This is a genomic window from Sulfitobacter sp. R18_1 (assembly GCF_017743915.1).
GTDB classification, from domain to species: domain Bacteria; phylum Pseudomonadota; class Alphaproteobacteria; order Rhodobacterales; family Rhodobacteraceae; genus Sulfitobacter; species Sulfitobacter faviae.
Genome location: NZ_JAGHRG010000010.1, coordinates 142648 through 163125, shown reverse-complemented (window position 1 = coordinate 163125; position 20478 = coordinate 142648). Strand labels below are relative to the sequence as shown.

Below are 20478 nucleotides of genomic sequence, written 5' to 3'. Positions count from 1 at the left end.
AGCGACAGATGACAATATCGGGGGCAGATCGTGACATCCCAGATCGAGGTTGAAGCGCTGACCAAAGCGCAGGCGGAGACGGAATTGGCCCGGCTGGCCGAGGTGTTGAGCGCGGCCAACACCGCCTATCATACGGAAGATGCACCGGAAATTTCCGATGCGGAATATGACGTGCTCAAACGCCGCAATGCCGAGATCGAAGCGCGTTTCCCGGACCTCAAGCGCGCCGATAGTCCCTCCGAACAGGTCGGCGCGCCGGTCGCCGAAGGTTTTGGGAAGATACGCCATGCGGTGCCGATGCTCTCGCTCGCCAATGCTTTCGACGCCGAGGAAGTCACCGAATTCGACGCACGAATCCGCAAATACCTCGGCCTCGGCGCCGATGCGCCGCTAGCCTATACCGCCGAGCCCAAGATTGACGGGCTGTCGCTTTCTCTGCGCTACGAAAACGGCGTGCTGGTCCAAGCCGCCACCCGCGGCGATGGTGCTGTGGGTGAGAATGTCACCGCGAACGCCCGCACGATCCAAGACATCCCGCAAGAGCTCAAGAATGCGCCCGATCTGCTGGAGGTGCGCGGCGAGGTCTATATGAGCCACGCCGATTTCGCGGCCCTGAACGCGCGGCAGGCGGAAAGGGGCGGCAAGACTTTCGCCAACCCGCGCAATGCCGCTGCCGGATCGCTGCGCCAATTGGACCCCGAAATCACCCGCGCGCGGCCCCTGCGGTTCTTCGCCTATGCTTGGGGCGCGCTTTCGGCGCCCTTTGCTGACACCCAAAAGGGCGCCATCGACCGTTTGGCGGAACTGGGGTTCTCGACCAACCCTTTGACCGCGCTTTGCGAGGGGCCGGGCGATATGGTCGCTCATTATGAGGCGATCGAGGCGCAGCGCGCCACGCTTGGCTATGACATCGACGGCGTGGTCTACAAGGTCGATGACCTCGCGCTGCAGGACCGGCTCGGCTTTCGCTCGACCACCCCGCGTTGGGCCGTGGCCCATAAATTTGCTGCCGAACTGGCATGGACCCGGCTTGAGAGCATCGACATTCAGGTCGGCCGCACCGGCGCATTGTCTCCCGTGGCGCGGTTGCAGCCGGTGACGGTGGGCGGTGTCGTCGTCTCCAACGCCACGCTGCACAATGAGGACTACATCAAAGGGCTCGACAGCAAGGGCGCCGAAATCCGCGGTGGCAAGGATGTGCGCGTCGGTGACTGGGTGCAGATTTACCGCGCGGGCGATGTGATCCCCAAAGTGGCCGATGTGGACCTGTCGAAACGCCCCGAGGATGCGGCGCCTTTCGTCTTTCCGACCACCTGCCCGGAATGCGGGTCGGATGCGATCCGCGAGCCGGGCGATGCGGTGCGACGCTGCACGGGCGGGCTGATCTGCCCGGCCCAAGCCGTTGAAAAGATGATCCATTTCGTGAGCCGCAAAGCCTTTGACATCGATGGCTTGGGGGCCAAACAGGTCGAACAGTTCTACCACGACGGCTGGATCGCAGAGCCTGCGGATATTTTCACCCTGAGAGAGCGTTACGGCAGCGGCGTGCAGCAGTTGAAAAACCGCGAAGGCTGGGGGCCGAAATCGGCCGAAAATCTGTTCCAAGCCATTGAAGATCGACGCGAAATTCCCATGGCGCGGCTGATCTTTGCCCTCGGCATTCGCCATGTGGGCGAGGCGGCGTCGAACCTGATCGCGCTCCACTACGGCGATTGGCAGAGTTTCGAGGCCGCCATGGCCGAGGCGCGCGGGCTGGACGGCCCAGCGTGGGACGATCTGATCAGCGTCGATGGGGTGGGGAGCGTCATGGCGGGCTCGCTCGTGTCGGCCTTTGCGCAGGAGGCCGAGCGCGCCTCGATCGACCGGCTGGTGACCCATCTTACGGTGGTCCCGACGGAACGACCCGACACCGAAGGCAGCCCCGTGGCGGGCAAGACGGTTGTCTTCACCGGCACCTTGGAGAAGATGAGCCGTGCCGAGGCCAAGGCCCGCGCGGAGCGTTTGGGGGCCAAGGTCTCAGGCTCGGTCAGCGGCAAGACCGACATTCTGGTCGCGGGGCCGGGGGCCGGGTCCAAGGCCAAAAAGGCCGCCGAACTGGGGATCGAGACCTTGGATGAAGACGGCTGGCTGGCCCTGATCGACGGCCAATGAGCGGCAGACCGGAACAGCTTTTCCCGCTTTTCGCCGGGCTGGAAACGCTCGAAGGGGTGGGGCCTAAGACCGCGCAATTGCTGGGGCAATTGGGCATCCAAGCGCCGCGCGATCTGATCTTTACCCTGCCGCATTCCGGCATCGACCGCCGTCTGCGCGACAGTGTGAAGGACGCGCATCTGCCCGCGACATTGACCGTCGCGGTCACCATCGGCGCGCATCGCCCGGCCCGCAACAAGGGCGGCGCCTATCGCATCATGGTCGAGGACGCGCAGACCAGTTTTCAACTGGTCTATTTCCACGCGCGGGGCGATTACTGGCAGCGCCAATTACCCGAAGGCAGCCGTCGCATCGTCTCGGGCCGGGTGGAATTTTTCGACGGGATGGCGCAGATGGTCCACCCCGATTTCGCAGTGCCGGAGGATCAGGCCAGCAGCATTCCCGATTTTGAGCCGGTTTATCCGCTGACCTCCGGGCTGACACAAAAGCTAATGTACAAGGCCACCCGCGGCGCGTTGAAACGGCTGCCCGTGGTCGCCGAATGGGCCGATCCGGGGCAGGTGGCGCAGGCCGGCTGGCCCGATTTCGCTGCCGCCGCAGAGGCCGCCCATGATCCGCAGAAGGCCGAAGACCTGACCGCCACCGCGCCCGCCCGCGAGCGGTTGGCCTATGACGAGCTTTTCGCCCATCAGGTCACCCTGGCATTGGCGCGCCAGAATGAGCGGCGCAAGATGGGGCGGGCAAACCGGGGCGACGGGCGGCTGCAACGAAGGGTGCTGTCCTCCTTGCCCTATCGCCCCACCGGCGCGCAGCAGCGCGCCATCGAAGAGATCACCGCCGACATGGGCCGCGCGACCCGGATGAACCGGCTGTTGCAGGGCGATGTGGGGGCGGGCAAGACGCTGGTGGCTTTCATGGCGCTCTTGCGCGCGGTCGAGGCGGGGGGCCAAGCGGTGCTGATGGCGCCGACGGAAATCCTTGCCCGTCAGCACCTTATGGGGCTTCAACCGCTGGCGGAACAGGCGGGCGTGGTGCTGGAACTGCTCACCGGGCGCGACAAGGGAGGCGAGCGTCGGGCCAAGCTCGCGGCGCTGGAACGCGGCGATATTCAGATCCTCGTCGGCACCCATGCGGTCTTTCAGGCCGATGTCAGCTTTGCCGATCTGCGCCTTGCCGTGGTTGACGAACAGCACCGTTTCGGCGTGCGGCAGCGGCTGGAACTGGGCCGCAAGGGTAAGCTCGCTGATGTGTTGGTGATGACCGCCACGCCGATTCCGCGCAGTCTGGCGCTGGCGCAATACGGCGATATGGATGTCTCGATTCTGGATGAAAAGCCCCCCGGGCGGCAGCCCATTCGCACCGCGCTCGTCTCGACCGCACGGATGGATGAGGTCATCGACCGGATGCGCCATGCGATCGGCGAGGGACGGCAATGCTACTGGGTGTGTCCGCTGGTCGAGGAAAGCGAGGTCAGTGATCTCACGGCGGCGGAGGACCGGTTTAAACGTCTGCGCGCCGCTCTGGGCGAGGGCGTTGTCGGGCTGGTCCACGGCCAATTGCCGGCCGCAGAGAAGGACGCCGCCATGCGCGCCTTCCAAGCGGGGGAGACCAAGGTGCTGGTGGCCACCACGGTGATCGAAGTGGGCGTCGACGTGCCCAATGCGACGATCATGGTGGTCGAGCGGGCCGAAATTTTCGGCCTCGCGCAGCTGCACCAGTTGCGGGGCCGCGTCGGGCGAGGCTCAGGCGCTTCGACCTGCCTTTTGATGTATCAAGCGCCGCTGAGCGAGACGGGCCGCCAGCGGCTTGAGGTGCTGCGCGAATCCGAGGACGGGTTTGTCATCGCCGAAACCGACCTCAAGATGCGCGGCACGGGGGATCTGATTGGCACGGCGCAGTCCGGCGTGCCGCGTTTCCGCGTGGCGGATTTGGAGCGTCAGGCGGGCCTGATGGCGGTGGCGCAATCGGATGCCCGCAAGCTTTTGGCCGATGACCCCAGCCTCGAAGGGCCGCGCGGCAAGGCTGTGAGACTGCTTTTGTGGCTCATGCGGCAGGATGAGGCGATCCGTTTGATAACAGTGGGTTAGTAGTCAAAACCTCATTATGTTCGCGGATGTTCTCGAAAAGTTCTTTACTTGTGAGTGAAGAAATGAGAACAAAGAAGCAACACAGATAAGGAGGTATTGATGATGACTTACACTGCCCTGAAATCTATCGCCGTCAGATCACAGGCCACGTTGCTGCAAGATGCAGCAGGGGCCGCCGCTTTGATCGTGATGCTGGTGGTGGGTCTGCATCTGCCCGCCTTTATCTGAGTTCTGCCAAGGCTCTCATGCCGTTTTGCCGCTGCATCCGTCCCAATTTGATGCTCCGACTTGCCTGTCCGCGTCGGGTTTCGGCAAAGTGGGTCCCACATGAGGCACGCCGACTGACGCCGCCATCCTTCGCAGGATGTGCGGCGTTTTTTTAGCTTTTACGAGGGAAGGCGGGCTGAGGTTGTGCCGCGATCAGCGCTCGCCCGCTTCGGCAGGTGCCTCCGCCTCTTGCATCGCTTCCGTCAATGCTTCGATGCTGAGCATGATGGAGGCATGGCGGTTTTTATAGGCCGTGGCGGGGGTTAGCACTTCGAAACCGTCGAAAGGGGCATCCGGCACCGGGCCTTCGCCCTTAAGCATGGCGCGCAGTTGATCGCGTGCGGTTGCGATCTGCGCAAGCGATCTGCCGGGGGCGGCATCGCCCACCACGGCGGCGGCGGCTTGCCCCAAGGCGCAGGCTTTCACGTCCTGCTTTATCTCGGCCAGATGCCCATCCTCAACCCGCACATCGACTGTCACGGTGGAGCCGCAGAGCGGCGAGCGGCGTTTCACACTGGCCTGCGGGGCCTCCATGCGGCCCAAGTGGGGGATCTCGGCCGCGAGCGCGAGAATGCGCGCGGAGTAGAGCTTGATGAGGTCCGTCTCATCCGACATGGGCTGTTCCTTTTCGTGCTGAAACCCTACATAAGCGCCGCAGAGACAGATGCAAATATTTCCACGAGGTGCCTGATGACATTTGATCCTGCTAGCCTTCAGTTCAACGAAGCGGGGTTGATCCCGGCCATTGCGCAGGACGCCGAGACCCATGAGGTGCTCATGCTGGCGTGGATGAATGCGGAGAGCATCGCGCGCAGCCTCGAGACCGGCAAGGTCACCTATTGGAGCCGTTCGCGGCAGGCGTTCTGGGTGAAGGGCGAAACCAGCGGCAATGTGCAAAAGCTGGTCGAGATGCGCGTCGATTGTGACCGGGATTGCCTGTTGGTGATGGTGGATCAGACTGGGCCGGCCTGTCACACCGGGCGGCGGAGCTGCTTTTACACCGGCATTCAGGACGGTGAAGAAGTCGAACTGATGAAGCCGATGGATTAAGGTCGCGCGCTAAAGCCCGACGATATCACGAATTTCGCCGGGGGTGGCGCCGTTCTCGCGATAGAGCGCGATGGCGCGGGCGTCATCACGTTTGGCCAGTCGTTTGCCGCTGTCATCGCGGATCAGACGGTGGTGGTGATAGAGCGGCGTCGGCAGATCGAGCAATGCCTGTAGCACCACATGAATATGGGTTGCCTCAAACAGATCGGCCCCGCGCGGGACCAGCGTCACCCCCTGCGCGGCGTCGTCGAGCACGACGGAAAGGTGATAGGACGTGCCCATGTCGCGGCGGGCCAAGACCACATCCCCGACCGTGCCGATCAATTGATCGGAGGAGAGGGTGATCTTTCCTGTTTCGGCATTCGGCCCCTCGCCGTTTTCGGTGAAGCTTAGCTTGGTATTGCTAAGGGTTTCCAGTGCCTTACGCATATCGAGGCGCAGTGCGCCGGAGCCTTTGGAGTGGCCTGCTGCGCGGCAGGTGCCGGGGTAGATGAGGCCATCGGGGCCGTAGACGGGTTCCGCTCCCTCTTGCGGCGCGCTGGTGGCAGCGGCAATGTCGCGGCGGTTGCAGGTGCAGGCATAGAGCAGGCCGCGCGACCAGAGGGCATCTAGGGCGGCTTGATAGGCTGCCATTCGATCCGATTGCCGCATGACGGGTTGCGGCCAGTCGATGCCCAGCCATGCGAGGTCTTCGTAGATCTGCGCCTCCCAATGCGGACGCGCGCGGGATTGGTCTATGTCTTCGATGCGCAGCAGAAAATCGCCCCCTGCGGTCTTTGCCAGATCATGGGCCAAAAGCGCGGAATAGGCGTGGCCGAGGTGCAGCGGTCCGGTCGGGGATGGTGCGAATCTGGTGGTAAGAGTCAATTCTTTTCAATCAGATATACGGTAGACTTCATGTCGATCCCGGGCAGGTGCGGCCCTTCCTCGGCAAAGAGAAGGATCGCCGCGCCGCAATCGGTCCATTCGTGGATCATGCCCAAAGCACCGCGATCTTCCAGAGCCTTTTCATTAAGTGAAAATAGGAGCTTACCGCCCTTTTCTAATCCATGCATCAGCGTATCGAAGAGGCTGATCGGGGCTGCACCGGGGCCGATCACACCGATGGCGCTGATCGCCGCATAAGCCCCGGGCGCAAAGGGAAGTGGCGCGTCAACTTCGAGTTCTAATAGGTTGCGGTATATGCCTTTTTTGCGCGCTTGCTCTAGCATGGCGGCGGAAACATCACCGCCGTCGATGGTGGTGAAACCCGCCTGTTTCAGCGCCGCGCCGGACAGCCCGGTGCCGCAACCGATGTCGAAGATCGGCTGCTCTTTGTTGTTGAGAAATTCTGCGAGCGTGGCAGCGGCGCGGTCGGGCGTGGCATAGCCCTGCGCCTTGATGTCCTCGTCATAGCTGCTTGCCCATTCGTCATAGAGGCTGCGGATCACATTCGTGTCCCGCGCCGCATAGGCCTTGTCGAAAAAATGCTGTGTCATGCCCCCTAGGATATGGGGGATGGGCGGGAGGATCCAGTGTTAACCCCCGCCGCGTTAACCTTGATTAAGCCATGTTTGCCAATCGGCCTTGGCGCGGTCGGTATAGGCTTTGTAGCGGTCCTTGCGGCCACGGCGGCCCGATTTCAGCCCTTCGACCGGGGGGAAGAGGCCGAAGTTCACGTTCATCGGCTGGAAGGTCTTTGCCTCGGCCCCGCCGGTGATATGGGTGATCAGCGCGCCCATGGCGGTGCTGTCGGGCGGGGTGGGCAGGCTGCCGCCCTTGATTTCAGCAGCGGCCATACGGCCCGCCAGCAGGCCCATAGCGGCGCTTTCCACATAGCCTTCGACACCGGTGATCTGACCCGCAAAGCGGATATTGTGGCGGCTGCGCAGGCGCATCTGGTCGTCGAGCAGTGTCGGCGAGTTGATGAAGGAGTTCCGGTGAATGCCGCCCAAACGGGCGAAGCGCGCGTTTTCCAGCCCCGGAATGCGTTTGAAAACATCTGTTTGCGCGCCGTACTTCATCTTGGTTTGGAAGCCGACGATATTGTACAGCGTGCCCAGTTTATTGTCGCGGCGCAATTGCACCACGGCATGGGCCTTGACCTCGGGCTGGTGCGGATTGGTCAGCCCCACGGGTTTCATCGGGCCGTGGCGCAGGGTTTCGCGGCCCCGTTCGGCCATCACTTCGATGGGCAGGCAGCCGTCGAAATAGCCCGCGGTTTCGCCCTCGCGGAACTCGGTCTTTTCGGCGGCCAAAAGCGCGTCGATAAAATCTTCGTACTGCTCCTTGTCCATCGGGCAGTTGAGGTAGGCGGTGCGCTCTTCTTCGGTCTCGCCCTTGTCATAGCGCGACTGCATCCAAGCTTTGGACATGTCGATGCTGTCGAAATAGACGATGGGCGCGATGGCGTCGAAAAAGGCTAGCGCCTCGGCGCCGGTTTCAGCCGCGATGGCTTCGGCGAGCTTGCCCGAGGTCAGCGGACCGGTGGCGATGATCCATTTGCCCTCGCGCGGCAGTTCGGTGATTTCGCCATATTCCACGGTGATATTGGGGTGGGCGAGCAGCGTGTCGGTGACGCTCTGCGCGAAGGGGTCGCGGTCCACCGCCAATGCGCCGCCTGCGGGCAGGCGGTTCTTGTCGGCGCAGGCCATGATCAGCCCGTTGGCGGCACGCATTTCCCAATGCAGCAGGCCGACGGCGTTCTGTTCGTCATCATCCGAGCGGAAGGAGTTGGAGCAGACCATCTCGCCCAGAAGCCCGGTTTGGTGGGCGAAGGTTTCGACCTTGGGGCGCATTTCGTGGATCACGACCTTCACGCCCGCGTTCGCCGCTTGCCAAGCCGCCTCTGATCCGGCCATGCCGCCGCCGATGATGTGCAATGTATCTGTCATGGGGGCGATGTAGGGCAGGGTAGCGCCGCACGCAACAGGCAAGAAGGCGCGATGAGGCTGCGGGAGGGGAATGGTTTTGGGGGCGCCGCGGCGGGAATGGTCGGTCAGTGAGAGGCTGACCCGGAGGGACCTTCCGCCTGCGGCGACCCAAAATCATCAGGGTTTCTATGCCCTAACATAACTATGCCGTGATTTCGCCAGATTTGCCAGCCCCCGCGTGGCAACAAAGGCTGGCGGTTTTGGAAACAATCATTGGGACCAATCGGGGCGGCGTTTTTCCAAGAAGGCGTCGATGCCCTCGCGTGTTTCCGTCTCGAGCATGTTGCGGACCATGACCTCGCCCGTGAAGGCGTAGGCCTGTTCGCTGGGCATCTGCATTTGCTGGTAGAAAGCGCCTTTGCCATGCGCGACGGCGGTGCCGAGTTTGGCGGCGATCTTCTCGGCCAGCGCCTCGGTCTCTTGGGCCAGCTGGTCGCCCGGCACGGCGCGGTTGATCAGGCCAAGTTCAGCAGCGCGGTGGGCGGAGATGAACTCTCCGGTGGTGAGCATCTCAAACGCCTGTTTGCGCGGGATGTTGCGGGTCAGGGCGACCATTGGGGTCGAGCAGAAGAGGCCGATGTTCACGCCGTTGACGCCAAAGCGGCAGTCATCCGCGGCGATGGCCAGATCGCAGGTGGCGACCAATTGGCAGCCCGCTGCGGTGGCGATGCCATGCACTTGGGCGATGACGGGCTGCGGCAGGCTTTGAATGCGGGCCATTAGGGCGGCGCAGCGGTCGAAAAGGTCTTTGAAGCCCGCCGCGCCCCCGTCTTCGGCTTGGCGCATGGCGGTCATCTGGCGCAGGTCGTGGCCCGCGCAGAAGGCTTTGCCAGCGCCGGACAGGACGATGACCCGCGTGTCGCGGTCTTGGGCCAATTGGTCGAAGCGCTCGTTCAGGGCGGCCAGCATTTCGTCCGACAGGGCGTTCAGCCGTTCGGGGGCGTTCATGCGCAGGTGGGTCACCGGCCCGCGTGCCGTAACGTCAAGAATTGCCACCTTGCCCTCCCCGGTTGATCACGCCAACGTTACGCCGAGGACAGCAGGGAGGACAAGTATGGCCGTGGTGATGGATGCGGAGGCGTTGGAGGCCTTCATGCGGGAGGTGTTCGATCAGGTGGCGGATGATTTCGCCGTGGATCATGTGGCCGAGAACGAGATCACCATGCGCCTGTTGACCAGCCGCCGCCATCTGCGGCCCGGAGGGACTGTTTCAGGCCCGTCGATGTTCGCGCTGGCGGATGTCTCGGCTTATCTGGTGACGCTGGCGATGATCGGGCCCAAGGCGCTTGCGGTGACGACGAATTGCTCGATTGATTTTATGCGTAAACCGCTGGCGGATGTGCCGCTGGTGGCCCATGCCAAGCTGCTGAAGCTGGGGCGGCAGCTGTCGGTGACGGATGTGTTGATCTATTCCGAAGGGTCGGACAAGCCCGTGGCGCGGGCCGGGCTGACCTATGCGATTCCGCCTGCGTCGATGGGGTGAGGGGGCAGGGTTTAGGGTCAGCGCCTGACCGTGGGGTGGCGATTGCGACGCCGGTCCATGCCACTTTATGGCGCAGCCGTGATGCGCCTTCTCGCAGATGCGTCCAGCCTCACCAAATCGCCAGCCCGCCGGGACGGGCAGGCGATGGCCCGGCGCCTGCGGCTTGATTCCGGGCCGAGGAATTCTCAGAGGCCACAAAAAAGGGCCGGGAAAACCCGGCCCGAGGAAGAGGTCCGGCAGTCGCCACAGGGAAGCTACGCCTGCCAGAACACGCGGGAAGCCTCGGCCGAGGCTTGTTCCGGTGTCAGTCCCGCATCTTCAAGCTCCCACGGTTCAAGCGCGGCAAGCGCGATCCGGGTGCGTCGGCGGGCCGCCCATGTGGTCACGACCGCCGCAAAGCGCAGCGCAATCACCGCAGGGACCGGCAGGGCGCGGTATGTCATCAATGTCATTGCATCAGCGGTAAGGGGGCGTGCCTGTGTCATGGGGGAACTCCTTGAATTTGTATTGGCGAAATTGTATTGACACAAAGTGCAGAATACCTACAGGTACAAAGGTACAAAGCGCGATACAATTTGACCACAGGAATATTGTAATGGGTACAATTTGGCAGCCGACATTGGCCGAGGGGCAGGGGCCGAAGTACAAGCTCGTCGCGCTGACCATCCGGCAGGGGATCGACTCCGGCGCTCTGGCGGTGGGGGATAAGCTGCCGCCGGTGCGGGAACTGGCGTGGCAATTGGGGATTACCCCCGGCACCGTGGCGCGGGCCTATACCATCCTCACGGATGAGGGTCTGTTGGAGGCCGAGGTGGGCCGTGGCACCTTTGTCGCCCCGCCGCAGGCGGCCATCCGCGAGGATGTTTGGAATCGCGAACAAGATAGTTGGATCAAGGAGTTGGAGGTTGCCGATACGGATGCGGTCAGCCTCTTCAGCCCGCGCCTGCCGGACATGGGGCAGGTGGCGCTGATCCGCAGCGCCCTGCGGCAGGTGGCGGATGTGCCGGGCGAAGATCTGATGAACTATCCCACCCGCGACGCCTATGCCCCGGTGCGGCAAGCGGTGGTCGACTGGCTGTCGCATCTCGCGCTCGGGCCGCTGAGCGAGCGTGACGTCGTGCTGTCGCATGGCGGGCAGAGTGGAATTGTATTGGTACTGCAAGCGATCCTTTCGGGGCCAAAGCCGGTGATGCTGGTCGAAGACCTCTCCTACGCCGGGTTTCGCCGGGCAGCGGAGGTGCTGCGCGCCGAAGTGGTCGGGGTGGCGATGGACAAAGACGGCGTGTTGCCCGAGGCGTTGGACAAAGCCGCGCGCGACAGCGGAGCGCAGGTCTTTTGCACCACACCTGAAGTGCACAATCCAACGGGCAGTCACACCAGTCTTGAACGGCGCCGCGCGCTGCTGGAAGTCGCCAAACGGCACGGGTTGGAGATTTTGGAGGATGATTGCTACCGCATGGGCTCTGCCCGCGCGCCGAGCTATCGCTCGCTCTGGCCGGAGCATGTCTGGCATGTCTCTTCGATCTCGAAAGAGTTGACGCCCGCGCTGCGTGTCGGCTTTGCGCTGGCGCCGGCGGGGCGGTCGGCGGACCTGCGGCGGGTGGCGGAATACGGGTACTTCGGCCTTGCCCGCCCTTTGGCCGAGGCGACGCGGATTCTGCTCACCGATCCGCGGCTAAAGGGCATTTGCACAGATATCCGCGAGAGGCTGGCGGAATATGTAGAGGTCGCGGTCAACCATCTGGGCGGGCATGAATTGCAATGGTCGCGTGACGTGCCTTTCTTATGGCTGCACTTGCCGCCGGGTTGGCGCGCAGCGGGGTTTTGCCGCGCGGCAGAGGCGCAGGGCGTGCAGATCCGATCTGCCGATGAATTCGCCCTGCGCGATGGCCGCGCGCCCCATGCGGTGCGCATCGCGGTGAATGCCCATGTCTCTCTGCGCTCTTTTGAGGCGGCGATGCAGCGGCTGCGCTGTCTCTTGGACAATCCGCCAGAGCAGATCAGCGTGTAGAAATATGGGGTATTATTATACCTAAATCATAAATAGCTGATTTTGCTTACGTAATCCGTGATTGCTGCGCTTGACCCGGCGATGCAGGTGGTTATAACCCCTCCATCAGACACCGGGCGGGGATTCCTCGTTCCGACCAACCTTAAACGGGAATTCATCCATGAAAACCTTTTCTGCGACACCGGCAGATATCGACAAGAAATGGATCATCATCGACGCCGAAGGCGTCGTGCTGGGCCGTCTCGCCTCGATCGTTGCCATGCGCCTGCGCGGCAAGCACAAGCCGTCCTTCACGCCGCATATGGATTGCGGCGACAACGTGATCGTCATCAACGCCGACAAGGTGCAGATGACCGGCAAGAAGCGCGAAGAGCACTTCTACTGGCACACCGGTCACCCCGGTGGCATCAAATCGCGCACCAAGGCACAGATCCTCGAAGGCGCGCATCCTGAGCGTGTTGTGACCCAAGCGGTCAAGCGCATGCTGCCCGGCAACCGCCTGAGCCGCCAGATCATGACCAACCTGCGCGTCTATGCAGGTAGCGAACACCCCCATGAGGCGCAGAGCCCCGAAGTTCTGGATGTCAAATCCCTGAACAAGAAAAACACGCGGAGTGCATGAGCATGGCTGACGAAATCAAATCCCTCGACGGTCTGGAAGCAGCCGTGACCGACAACATCGGCGGCGTGCAGGGCACCGAGACCGAAGTGACCCCCCGTGAGCCGGTTCGTGACGAACTGGGCCGCGCCTATGCCACCGGCAAACGTAAAGACGCGGTCGCCCGCGTTTGGATCAAGCCCGGTTCCGGCAAGGTCATCGTGAACGGCAAGCCGCAGAACGAATACTTCGCGCGCCCCGTGCAGCAGCTGATCCTCGCGCAGCCTTTCGGCATCACCAACACCGAAGGTCAGTTCGACGTGATCGCGACTGTCAAAGGCGGCGGTCTGTCCGGTCAAGCGGGCGCGGTCAAGCACGGCATCTCCAAAGCCCTGCAACTCTACGATCCCTCCCTGCGCGGTGCGCTGAAAGCGGCAGGCTTCCTGACCCGCGACAGCCGCGTCGTCGAGCGGAAGAAATACGGTAAGGCCAAAGCGCGCCGGAGCTTCCAGTTCTCCAAGCGTTAAGCTTACCGATCAAGTTTGCGAAAGGGCTGCCCTCCGGGGTGGCCCTTTTTCGTTGGGGTGAGCAGGGTTGGCCGCGGCACATGGAAAAGGCCGCCGCGGTCTCCCGCAGCGGCCTTAGGGTCGGATCGCTTCTGATCCCGAGACGGCTTAGCCGCCGATTTCGTAGCTCACGGTGAAGCCCAGCACGCCGTCGCCATCGTTGGTGTCTTCGTAAAGCGCTTCGAAGGTGACGCCATCACCGAAGTCATAAACGGCACCGGCTTCGGCATAGATGTTGTCGTCGCGGTCGCTGTTGCCGATGAGGCCAACGGCGGTCCAACGCTCGGACAGGGGCGCTTCAAACGCGACTTCCTGATCGCTTTCGCCATTGTCGGGGTCGATGATCACGGCGAATGCGCCCGAGACGTCACGCCCGATGGGGAAGCCCAGCGTCGCGGTGATCTCTTCGCTGTGGTCTTTGGAATCGTTCAGCCAGATGTAGCCATAGGTCAGATCCCAGCTCAGGCCCTGACCGAAGTCCGCGCCGTAGCCGAGGTTCGCTTCGAATTCGACGTCATCGCTGGGGTCTTGGTAAAGCGATGTCGCGCTCAGCCCGGTGTGGAAGCCGCCGTAGGTCAGCTCGACAAAACCTTCGACTTCGTTTTCGAGGTGATCGAAATCATCCGACGTGTTGAACCGCGTCGCGGCAGAGACGCCGGCGGTCCAGCCAACCATGGAAGTCATGCTGCGGTCTTCGATGACCGGGTCGAAACCGGTGGTGACGTTTTCCTGCGCATAGGCAGCAGAGGAGAGCAGCCCGGCGGTGAGGCCGAACCCGATAAGATGTTTGATATTCATGGCATTTGCCTAGTTTTGGACCATAGCTTGTCTGCGACTGGCGAGGTCAGGTTGTGTAGGCCCCTCGGATAGGGCGCTCACCGGGGGGCGGCAAGGCTCGATTGCGCATATCTGGCATGCGTTAAAACATAACATTGTGATCGACGGAAATTTCGCCCAAGTCGTTGGTTTTTCTGGGACGACGTGGTTCCGGGCGGGGCTGTGCCTGCCTATATCAGCCCCAACACAGGAGACAGTCATGCAGTATTCAGTTCTTGATCTTGCGCCCGTGCCCGAAGGGTCGGACACCACCACCGCCATCGCCAATTCCGTCGCTCTGGCACAACTGGCCGAAGCCAAGGGCTATCACCGGTTTTGGATGGCGGAGCATCACAACATGCCCGGCATCGCCTCGGCGGCGACCTCGGTTCTGCTGGGGCATGTAGCAGACCACACGAAAGAGATTCGCGTCGGCGCGGGTGGGGTGATGCTGCCCAACCATGCGCCCTTGGCCATTGCCGAACAGTTCGGCACGCTGGCGGCGATTCATGGCGACCGGATCGATCTGGGGCTGGGCCGCGCGCCGGGCGGGGATCAGGCGGTGATGCGCGCCATGCGCCGCGGCATGAGCGCGGGCGATCAATTCCCCGATGACGTGGCCGAGTTGATGGCCTATCTAGGCGCGCCCGATCCCCGCGCGCCGGTCCGCGCCCATCCGGGAGAGGGGACGCATGTGCCGATCTGGATCCTCGGCTCATCGCTCTATGGCGCACAATTGGCGGCGCATTTCGGGCTGCCCTATGCCTTTGCCTCGCATTTCGCGCCGGACGCCTTGGAAGAGGCCACGGCGATCTATCGTCGGGATTTCAAACCATCCGAAGCCTGCCCCGAACCGCGTTTCATGCTGGCGGTGAACGTCTTTGCCGCTGACACGGATGAGGAGGGCGCCTATCTGCGGACCACCATGCAGCAGGCTTTCGCCCGTCTGCGTACTGGCCGCCCCGGCAAGCTGCCGGCCCCGGTGCGCGACATTGATGCCGAGATCGGCGCGGGCCTACGCCAAGGGGTCGACCATGCGTTGCGCATCTCTGCCGTGGGCAGCCCTGAGACGGTGAAACGCCAGTTGGAAACGCTGATCGCGCAGCACCGACCCGATGAGTTGATCTTGACCGGGCAGATTCACGACCACTCAGCGCGCCTGCGCTCGTTCGAGATTGCGGCGGTTGTCTTGCAGGACATGAAAGTGGCGGCCTAAGGGCCGCCGCCGTCACTCGTCAGGGCTGACCAGCCCCAAGCCCCGCAGATAAATCCCGATCCCGGTTTCCAGCAGGTCATCGGGCGGGAAGGGTGAGGCGCGCCCGGGCGAGTTACGGGCAAAAAGCTCAACCACCCCGTGGCTCATCGCCCAGATATGGGCTGAGAACATCGAAGCTGGCGGGCGTTTGTCCGCCGGAATATGCTGGCTGAGGTCGGTCGCCGCGCGTTCCAGCACCGCATTGGCGCGGTTGGCGGCATGGGCCAGTTCCGGCGTACGGTTGACCGAGATGCCGGATTCGAACATCGCGATATAATGGCCGGGATGTTTGCGGGCAAAGGCAAGATAGGCGCGGCCCGTCGCCTCAAAGGCTTTGAGTGCCGAGGGCTGGCCGGATTGATAGGCGAATTCCATCAAATCGGCAAAGATATCATAGCCTTGATGCGCGGCCTCGGCGATGAGATCTTCGCGGCCTTCAAAATGGCGATAGACCGCCGCCGGGGTAACGCCCGCGCGTTTGGCGGCCTCGGAAAGGGTGAAACCCGTGGGGCCGCGCTGCTCGATCAACTCAAGCGCTGCGTCGATCAGCGCTTGGCGCAGGTTGCCGTGGTGGTAGCCGCGCTTAGGCATCCCAGATGTCCGGCCCGCCGCAGATCTCATCGTCGATCTTGCCGATCGCCTTGGCGTCTTTCTGAGGATAGTCGAAACGGTGCAGCAGATGGCGCATGGCCGCCAGACGGGCGCGGCGTTTGTCGTCAGAGCGGATCACCGTCCACGGGGTTTCATCCGTATGGCTGCGCATCAGCGTCTCGGCGATGGCGGCGGAATACTCCTCCCATTTCGCGAGACCTTTAACGTCGATGGGGCTGAGTTTCCACTGTTTCAACGGATCGGACTCGCGCGACAACATGCGGCGCAACTGCTCGGCCCGGCCCACGTTAAGCCAGAATTTGATCAGGTGAATGCCGTCTTCGACGAGCATCTGCTCGAACGGGGTGACCTGTTCAAAGAAATGCGCGCGTTGTTCGGGGGTGCAGAAGTCAAAAACCTTTTCCACCACCCCGCGATTGTACCAAGAGCGGTCATAGAAGACCATCTCTCCCGCCGTGGGCAAGTGTTTGATATAGCGTTGGAAATACCACTCACCCTGTTCCGTCTCAGTGGGTTTCGACAGGGCCACCACCCGCGCAGACCGCGGGCTCAGGTTTTCGCGCATGCGGCGGATCGTGCCGCCTTTGCCAGCGGCGTCGCGGCCCTCAAAAACCATGACCACGCGCTGCCCGGTTTCGCGCACCCAAGATTGCAGTTTGACCATTTCGATCTGCAAACGATCATAGTCGCGCTCATAAGTCTTGCGCGACAGACGTTCGTCATGCGGATAGCTGGGCGACAGGATATCGTCCTTGTCGGCCCGCTGGATCGCTTGGCGGATGTCCTCGGGGGCGTCGTTTTCGTAAAAGGCGCTGATTGCGCCGTCAAAGGGCAGGTCCATGGGCGCTCCTTGCGGGTTGTTCTTGTTTCAATATGGGATGTTAAGGCGATTAACGCAAACCGGCACGGGCGGCGGCGCGGTCGATGGCATCGACCACGGCCTGCGGGTCGGCGTGATGGGGCATATGGCCCATGCTGGGCAGGCGGTTCAGGGCGCCGTTGGGGATGTCTTGGATCAGCTCCTCGGCGTGGATATGCATGGGGACAATGGTATCGGCATCGCCGTGGATGATCTCGACAGGCATGGTCAGGCGGTCATATTGCGCCGCCATTTCAACCACATGGGGGCGAAGCTGATGGACCTGTTGCGCATTGGCGCGGCTGGCGCTGCGGCGCAGGGTCAGGCCCGTGCCGATGTGATCGGCATAGCCTTCGGGCGCTTGCTGTGGGGCAAAGATCGCCGCGATGCTGCTTTGCACCACGCTGTCGGGGACAAAGGCGGTGACTGCGGGGATAAAGAGCGCCCCGCCAAGCCGTGAGGCGCTGACGTTATAGAGCCAGCCCAGACCGCCGGGCCAAGGTTCCGACACGGCAGAGACCAGCACCAGTGCTGCGGTCTCATCGGGGCGTTGCAGCCCCCATGCCAGCGCCACGGCCCCGCCAAAGGAATGGCCCAGCACGATGGGGTTTTCGACGCCCAGTTGATCCGCCGCTTTCTGCAAGAGTGCGGCCTGTTCCTGTGGCGACTCGCCGCGCGGGTTCCAAGGCCCGCGCGCGCCGGGCAGGCGGGCGGTATAGCCCATGCCGGGACGGTCGAACATGATGACGCGGTAGCGGTCGCTCAGCCGCTCAGCGAAGCCCAAAGTGAAATCGCGCAGGTTGCCGCTGGCCCCATGGATCAACACCAGATCTGGCCCGTCGCCGATGATCTTGGCATGGACCGGCAGGCCGTCCACCGTGATGATCTCCCCCTCGGGCGGATGGCTGGCTTCGGCCCGCGCCTCATGCCGCGCGGCGCGCCATTGGACGAGCGCGGTGAGCAGCGCCAGCCCGAGGAGGAGGGCAAGCAGCAGTTTAATGGCCGATCTCATTCATATCGAAGGGGGTGGTTTGGTATATCTCGTTGATCCAATTGCCATAAAGCAGATGCGCATGGCTGCGCCAGCGGTTCACCGGCGTGCGTGCGGGGTCATCCTCGGGGTAGTAGTTGCAGGGCACGTTGATCGGCACGCCATTCGCGACATCGCGGTCATACTCTTGCTTGAGCGTGTCGCGGTCGTATTCGAAATGGTTGAAGACATAGAGCGCGCGGTGCGCGGGGTCTTCGATCAGGCAGGGGCCGACTTCATCGCTACCCAGTAGCGTGGTGAGGCCCGCGTGCCTGTTCACTTCGTCTTGGCGCATCTCGGTCCAGCGAGAGACGGGCACGGTGCAATCATCGGAAAACCCGCGCAGATAGGGCGAGGCGGGCGCAAGGTTGCGATGGCGGAAACAGCCGAAGGCTTTCTCGGGCAGGATGTGTTTCTTAACCCCATGGAAATGGTTGATCATCGCCATGCCGCCCCAGCAGACGCCAAAGGTGGAGTGGATGTTGGTCTGGGTCCATTCCATCACCTCGCCCAACTCGTCCCAATAGGTCACTTCGTTAAACTCAAGATGCTCAATCGGGGCGCCAGTGATGATCAGCCCGTCGAATTTTTCGGCCTTCATCTCCTCGAAGGGGCGGTAGAAGCTTTCCATATGTTCCGCTGCCGTGTTGCGGGCTTGGTGGTCTGACATGCGGATGAGGCTTAGCTCAATTTGTAGGGGTGTCGCGCCGATCAGACGGGCGAACTGGTTCTCGGTCTGGATTTTCTTGGGCATCAGGTTCAGCAGCGCGATGCGCAGCGGCCGGATGTCTTGCCGCGAGGCCAGTTCCTCGTCCAGCACCATGACCCCTTCGTTGCGCAGAACGTCGAAGGCAGGCAGGCGGGAGGGGATCTTGATGGGCATGAGACAGGTCTTTCAGGGGTGGCCAGTGCAGTCAGATAATCTTGGGCGGGGCGGGTTCAACCGCCCGCGGGCAGGTGGCGGGCAATGAGGTCGGTAAAGTCTTCGGGAGCTTTCAGCGCGTCGATGTCAGCAGGGGTGATAGTGACGCCCCATTTGGACATCGCCTCATAGCGGGGTTGGCGGTGCGACAGGGCGGCGGCATAGGTCCAGCGGATGAAATCGTCGGGGTTCACCGCGTCCTCGGTGATGTTTTTTTCCGCCAGATAATCGGCCCATGCCCGGGCGAGGAATTCGGGCTGATAGGCCATCGGCTTTGGCGCTTTGTCAAAGCGGCGGATAAGTTCCTCGGTATGGGCCTCGTCGCCCTTGATCCAGACCAGCAGACATTCCTCGGACAATTGCCGCAGGAGCGGGTCGTTCGGGTCTTCGGGGTCGACCCATTCGCAGATCGAGCCTCCGGTGTCGCAGATGAAATGCGGATAGCCATAGAGCGCCTCGGCGCGGGTGGCGAAATAGGCGGTGTCTTGCAGGGCGTTGATCTCGGCCCGGCGGAAAGCCTCTTGCCGTTTGGCGTATTCCTCCATCGGCAGCCCGCCGCGCGAAGGGTCGCCCGGTTTGCCCAGCCATGTGGCTACGGGCGACAGGTTGTCGAAGGTGATGTTCGAGCCGATGTAGATGCTATCGCTCAGCAGCAGATCGCGCAGGAAGGGCACTTTCATCGCCTCGGCCTTGGCATTGTCGGCGATGAGTTCGCCCAAGTAGCGGGTGCCGATGCGGTAGTCGATTGAGTAGTGAAACCAATCCCCGCTGGCGCGCAGCAGGCTGGAGAGATGGGTCTTGCCCAAGCCCGACATGCCGAAGATCAGAACTTTGCGCCGCGGCGCCGCGCGCCAATCGTCAGCCGTGGGGTAGAGCATGTATCACCAAGGTTAAGTGCTTTGTTTCCCCTGACTACCCCAGTGTTTCACCAGACGCCAGATGCGGCCATCGAGCACCAGAAGCCCGAGTGCCAGAAGGGCGAAACCGCCATAGGCAGCGGGGCGCAGGGTCTCATCGCGCAGCCATGCGCCCAGCAGGATCGCCACGGGGGCGACCAGCAGTGTCACCAACATCAGGTTGCTGCTGCCCGCCATGCCGAGCACGCGGTAATAGAGCAGATAGGCCAGCGCCGTCGCGGCCAGTGCGTAATAGGCGATGGCGACGAGGGTGGCGGGGGCGAGGTTCAGGGTCAGTGGCCCTTCCGCCACCCATGCCAGCGGCAACATGACCAGCGTGGCGCCGGTGAGCATCCCGGCAGCGGCCAGTTGCGGCGGCTGGCCCGGCAGCAGTTTGCGCGCGCAGACCCCGGCCATGGCATAGGACATTGCCCCGCCCAGAACCGCCAGCTGGGCAAGGCTGCCGAGGTCGAAATTCGTGAGATTTTCCAGACCGATGGCGGTGCTGACGCCCGCGAAGCCGAGGCAGACGCCAATCGCCTTGCGCGGGGTGATCCGCTCATCCGCCAGAAAGATGGCGGCGGCCAGCACGCCAAAGATCGCGGTGGCGGCATTGAGGATCGAGGTCAGCCCCGAGGGGATGTGCAGCTGCCCCCATGCCATCAGCGAAAAGGGGATCACATTGTTCAAAAGTCCCATCAGCAGGAAGGCCGCCCAGATGCGCGGGTCGCGCGGCAGTGGCAGGCGCATGGTGGCGACGGCGGCCCAAAGCACCAACATCGCCCAGAACACCCGATGCGCGACCGAGGTCAGCGGCCCGATCTCATCCAGTGCCACCCGCACGGCCACAAAGGACGCGCCCCAAAGCAGAGCGAGAAAGCCCATTTCGATCCAAGCACGCGGGGGAATGGTTTTTTGTGTGATCATGACCTCGGGTTTAGGCCGTTCCGTTGATCGGCACGA

22 protein-coding genes are annotated in these 20478 nt (G+C 62.8%); 9 read left to right on the top strand and 13 right to left on the bottom strand.

The features are described 5' to 3' along the window. Positions 1 to 30: 30 nt before the first annotated feature. The 3 genes from ligA (at position 31) to J7392_RS24370 (ending at position 4466) form a co-directional block, all read left to right on the top strand. Positions 31 to 2151: an NAD-dependent DNA ligase LigA gene (gene ligA, locus J7392_RS18785; RefSeq protein WP_209218892.1), complete on the top strand. Its 2121-nt coding sequence runs from the start codon at positions 31 to 33 to the stop codon at positions 2149 to 2151. Then, positions 2148 to 4238, top strand: coding sequence for an ATP-dependent DNA helicase RecG (gene recG / locus J7392_RS18780; RefSeq protein WP_209218891.1), 2091 nt, complete (start codon positions 2148 to 2150; stop codon positions 4236 to 4238). Before ligA ends, recG begins: the two co-directional genes overlap by 4 nt. Positions 4239 to 4337: 99 nt before the next feature. Continuing rightward, positions 4338 to 4466 (top strand): hypothetical protein, encoded by a 129-nt coding sequence (locus tag J7392_RS24370; protein ID WP_269451604.1) that lies wholly within the window; start codon positions 4338 to 4340, stop codon positions 4464 to 4466. Between the two features lie 192 nt (positions 4467 to 4658). Here J7392_RS24370 and J7392_RS18775 read toward each other — a convergent pair whose 3' ends face one another. Continuing rightward, entirely contained in the window at positions 4659 to 5120 is a 462-nt protein-coding gene (locus J7392_RS18775) for an iron-sulfur cluster assembly scaffold protein (RefSeq protein ID WP_209218890.1), read from the bottom strand. A 75-nt stretch (positions 5121 to 5195) separates the two neighbouring features. On the opposite strand from J7392_RS18775, the gene hisI reads away from it, so the two are divergent. Continuing rightward, complete coding sequence (gene hisI / locus J7392_RS18770) at positions 5196 to 5555, top strand: phosphoribosyl-AMP cyclohydrolase (RefSeq protein WP_209218889.1); 360 nt, start codon at positions 5196 to 5198, stop codon at positions 5553 to 5555. A 9-nt stretch (positions 5556 to 5564) separates the two neighbouring features. Here the strand turns inward: hisI and gluQRS are convergent, their stop codons facing one another. The 4 genes from gluQRS to J7392_RS18750 form a co-directional block, all read right to left on the bottom strand. After that, on the bottom strand, positions 5565 to 6422 hold the full coding sequence (gene gluQRS / locus J7392_RS18765) for a tRNA glutamyl-Q(34) synthetase GluQRS (protein WP_209218888.1): 858 nt from the start codon (positions 6420 to 6422) through the stop codon (positions 5565 to 5567). Then, positions 6419 to 7033: a class I SAM-dependent methyltransferase gene (locus tag J7392_RS18760; protein WP_209218887.1), complete on the bottom strand. Its 615-nt coding sequence runs from the start codon at positions 7031 to 7033 to the stop codon at positions 6419 to 6421. Before J7392_RS18760 ends, gluQRS begins: the two co-directional genes overlap by 4 nt. A 54-nt stretch (positions 7034 to 7087) precedes the next feature. Next, on the bottom strand, positions 7088 to 8428 hold the full coding sequence (gene trmFO, locus J7392_RS18755; RefSeq protein ID WP_209218886.1) for a methylenetetrahydrofolate--tRNA-(uracil(54)-C(5))-methyltransferase (FADH(2)-oxidizing) TrmFO: 1341 nt from the start codon (positions 8426 to 8428) through the stop codon (positions 7088 to 7090). A gap of 249 nt (positions 8429 to 8677) precedes the next feature. After that, positions 8678 to 9463 carry an enoyl-CoA hydratase gene (locus J7392_RS18750; protein WP_209218885.1) on the bottom strand — a complete coding sequence of 262 codons (786 nt, stop codon included), beginning with the start codon at positions 9461 to 9463 and terminating at the stop codon, positions 8678 to 8680. 58 nt (positions 9464 to 9521) lie between these two features. Between J7392_RS18750 and J7392_RS18745 the strand changes: the two genes are divergently transcribed. Further along, positions 9522 to 9950, top strand: coding sequence for a PaaI family thioesterase (locus J7392_RS18745; protein ID WP_209218884.1), 429 nt, complete (start codon positions 9522 to 9524; stop codon positions 9948 to 9950). Between the two features lie 254 nt (positions 9951 to 10204). Here J7392_RS18745 and J7392_RS18740 read toward each other — a convergent pair whose 3' ends face one another. Continuing rightward, on the bottom strand, positions 10205 to 10435 hold the full coding sequence (locus tag J7392_RS18740) for a DUF1127 domain-containing protein (protein ID WP_067266882.1): 231 nt from the start codon (positions 10433 to 10435) through the stop codon (positions 10205 to 10207). A 110-nt stretch (positions 10436 to 10545) separates the two neighbouring features. On the opposite strand from J7392_RS18740, the gene J7392_RS18735 reads away from it, so the two are divergent. From J7392_RS18735 to rpsI, 3 genes are all read left to right on the top strand, one after another. After that, entirely contained in the window at positions 10546 to 11961 is a 1416-nt protein-coding gene (locus J7392_RS18735; protein WP_209218883.1) for a PLP-dependent aminotransferase family protein, read from the top strand. Between the two features lie 160 nt (positions 11962 to 12121). Continuing rightward, positions 12122 to 12583, top strand: coding sequence for a 50S ribosomal protein L13 (gene rplM / locus J7392_RS18730; RefSeq protein WP_067266879.1), 462 nt, complete (start codon positions 12122 to 12124; stop codon positions 12581 to 12583). Positions 12584 to 12585: 2 nt separating this feature from the next. Continuing rightward, positions 12586 to 13086, top strand: a complete 501-nt coding sequence (gene rpsI / locus J7392_RS18725; protein ID WP_067266905.1) for a 30S ribosomal protein S9 — start codon at positions 12586 to 12588, stop codon at positions 13084 to 13086. A 147-nt stretch (positions 13087 to 13233) separates the two neighbouring features. Here rpsI and J7392_RS18720 read toward each other — a convergent pair whose 3' ends face one another. Beyond that, positions 13234 to 13923 (bottom strand): hypothetical protein, encoded by a 690-nt coding sequence (locus tag J7392_RS18720; protein WP_209218882.1) that lies wholly within the window; start codon positions 13921 to 13923, stop codon positions 13234 to 13236. Positions 13924 to 14161: 238 nt separating this feature from the next. Here J7392_RS18720 and J7392_RS18715 point away from each other — a divergent pair, with 238 nt between their 5' ends. After that, positions 14162 to 15157: an LLM class flavin-dependent oxidoreductase gene (locus J7392_RS18715; protein ID WP_209218881.1), complete on the top strand. Its 996-nt coding sequence runs from the start codon at positions 14162 to 14164 to the stop codon at positions 15155 to 15157. Positions 15158 to 15169: 12 nt separating this feature from the next. Here the strand turns inward: J7392_RS18715 and J7392_RS18710 are convergent, their stop codons facing one another. Genes J7392_RS18710 through J7392_RS18685 form a run of 6 tightly spaced genes read right to left on the bottom strand, consistent with a single transcriptional unit; the run spans position 15170 to position 20442 of the window. Next, positions 15170 to 15787, bottom strand: coding sequence for a TetR/AcrR family transcriptional regulator (locus tag J7392_RS18710; protein ID WP_067266873.1), 618 nt, complete (start codon positions 15785 to 15787; stop codon positions 15170 to 15172). Next, positions 15780 to 16649 (bottom strand): polyphosphate kinase 2, encoded by an 870-nt coding sequence (gene ppk2, locus J7392_RS18705; protein ID WP_209218880.1) that lies wholly within the window; start codon positions 16647 to 16649, stop codon positions 15780 to 15782. The genes J7392_RS18710 and ppk2 overlap by 8 nt, the downstream gene beginning before the upstream one ends. A 49-nt stretch (positions 16650 to 16698) precedes the next feature. After that, on the bottom strand, positions 16699 to 17679 hold the full coding sequence (locus tag J7392_RS18700; protein ID WP_209218879.1) for an alpha/beta hydrolase: 981 nt from the start codon (positions 17677 to 17679) through the stop codon (positions 16699 to 16701). Beyond that, entirely contained in the window at positions 17663 to 18580 is a 918-nt protein-coding gene (metA, locus tag J7392_RS18695) for a homoserine O-succinyltransferase (RefSeq protein ID WP_209218878.1), read from the bottom strand. Before metA ends, J7392_RS18700 begins: the two co-directional genes overlap by 17 nt. Before the next feature lie 56 nt (positions 18581 to 18636). Next, positions 18637 to 19497, bottom strand: coding sequence for an ATPase (locus tag J7392_RS18690; protein ID WP_209218877.1), 861 nt, complete (start codon positions 19495 to 19497; stop codon positions 18637 to 18639). Positions 19498 to 19509: 12 nt separating this feature from the next. Next, positions 19510 to 20442 carry a DMT family transporter gene (locus J7392_RS18685; protein ID WP_209218876.1) on the bottom strand — a complete coding sequence of 311 codons (933 nt, stop codon included), beginning with the start codon at positions 20440 to 20442 and terminating at the stop codon, positions 19510 to 19512. Between the last annotated feature and the right edge of the window lie 36 nt (positions 20443 to 20478).

Excerpts from the sequence above, each read along its gene's own strand:
- recG (WP_209218891.1), top strand. The coding sequence starts at position 2,148 with ATGAGCGGCAGACCGGAACAGCTTTTCCCGCTTTTCGCCGGGCTGGAA.
- J7392_RS24370 (WP_269451604.1), top strand. The coding sequence starts at position 4,338 with ATGATGACTTACACTGCCCTGAAATCTATCGCCGTCAGATCACAGGCC.
- J7392_RS18775 (WP_209218890.1), bottom strand. The coding sequence starts at position 5,120 with ATGTCGGATGAGACGGACCTCATCAAGCTCTACTCCGCGCGCATTCTC.
- hisI (WP_209218889.1), top strand. The coding sequence starts at position 5,196 with ATGACATTTGATCCTGCTAGCCTTCAGTTCAACGAAGCGGGGTTGATC.
- J7392_RS18760 (WP_209218887.1), bottom strand. The coding sequence starts at position 7,033 with ATGACACAGCATTTTTTCGACAAGGCCTATGCGGCGCGGGACACGAAT.
- trmFO (WP_209218886.1), bottom strand. The coding sequence starts at position 8,428 with ATGACAGATACATTGCACATCATCGGCGGCGGCATGGCCGGATCAGAG.
- J7392_RS18745 (WP_209218884.1), top strand. The coding sequence starts at position 9,522 with ATGGCCGTGGTGATGGATGCGGAGGCGTTGGAGGCCTTCATGCGGGAG.
- J7392_RS18740 (WP_067266882.1), bottom strand. The coding sequence starts at position 10,435 with ATGACACAGGCACGCCCCCTTACCGCTGATGCAATGACATTGATGACA.
- J7392_RS18735 (WP_209218883.1), top strand. The coding sequence starts at position 10,546 with ATGGGTACAATTTGGCAGCCGACATTGGCCGAGGGGCAGGGGCCGAAG.
- rplM (WP_067266879.1), top strand. The coding sequence starts at position 12,122 with ATGAAAACCTTTTCTGCGACACCGGCAGATATCGACAAGAAATGGATC.
- rpsI (WP_067266905.1), top strand. The coding sequence starts at position 12,586 with ATGGCTGACGAAATCAAATCCCTCGACGGTCTGGAAGCAGCCGTGACC.
- J7392_RS18720 (WP_209218882.1), bottom strand. The coding sequence starts at position 13,923 with ATGAATATCAAACATCTTATCGGGTTCGGCCTCACCGCCGGGCTGCTC.
- J7392_RS18715 (WP_209218881.1), top strand. The coding sequence starts at position 14,162 with ATGCAGTATTCAGTTCTTGATCTTGCGCCCGTGCCCGAAGGGTCGGAC.
- J7392_RS18710 (WP_067266873.1), bottom strand. The coding sequence starts at position 15,787 with ATGCCTAAGCGCGGCTACCACCACGGCAACCTGCGCCAAGCGCTGATC.
- ppk2 (WP_209218880.1), bottom strand. The coding sequence starts at position 16,649 with ATGGACCTGCCCTTTGACGGCGCAATCAGCGCCTTTTACGAAAACGAC.
- J7392_RS18700 (WP_209218879.1), bottom strand. The coding sequence starts at position 17,679 with ATGAGATCGGCCATTAAACTGCTGCTTGCCCTCCTCCTCGGGCTGGCG.
- metA (WP_209218878.1), bottom strand. The coding sequence starts at position 18,580 with ATGCCCATCAAGATCCCCTCCCGCCTGCCTGCCTTCGACGTTCTGCGC.
- J7392_RS18690 (WP_209218877.1), bottom strand. The coding sequence starts at position 19,497 with ATGCTCTACCCCACGGCTGACGATTGGCGCGCGGCGCCGCGGCGCAAA.
- J7392_RS18685 (WP_209218876.1), bottom strand. The coding sequence starts at position 20,442 with ATGATCACACAAAAAACCATTCCCCCGCGTGCTTGGATCGAAATGGGC.